The 267-nt window shown below is 61.8% G+C and carries 1 protein-coding gene; it reads right to left on the bottom strand.

From position 1 onward, the window contains the following. Window positions 1-267, bottom strand: a 267-nt coding sequence (locus R0J88_RS20655; protein ID WP_410900976.1) for an SDR family NAD(P)-dependent oxidoreductase, incomplete at both ends; no start/stop codon positions are given.

Genomic DNA, 267 nt, shown 5'->3' with positions numbered 1-267 from the left:
GATCATGTCCTCGACCGGAATGGCCTCTTTCAGGCACTGCTGGTCAATGCACTCGTTCAAATCCTTGTCGTTGACCCACAGCTCGCGCTGACGCTCCGTCATCACCCAGCCCGGAATCAGGCAGTTGACGCGAATGGCGTCCGGGCCCAGCTCGCGCGCCAGCGCCTTGGTCATGCCCATGATGCCGGCCTTGGCGGTGACGTAGGTCGGGTAGCCGTCCAGTCCCAGCATGTAGCTGTTGGAAGATAGGTTGATGATGGCGCCGCC

It is taken from the genome of Pseudoalteromonas sp. SIMBA_162 (genome assembly GCF_046535955.1).
In the GTDB taxonomy this organism is placed as follows: domain Bacteria; phylum Pseudomonadota; class Gammaproteobacteria; order Enterobacterales; family Alteromonadaceae; genus Pseudoalteromonas; species Pseudoalteromonas marina.
This window is presented reverse-complemented; position numbering and strand designations above follow the sequence as displayed.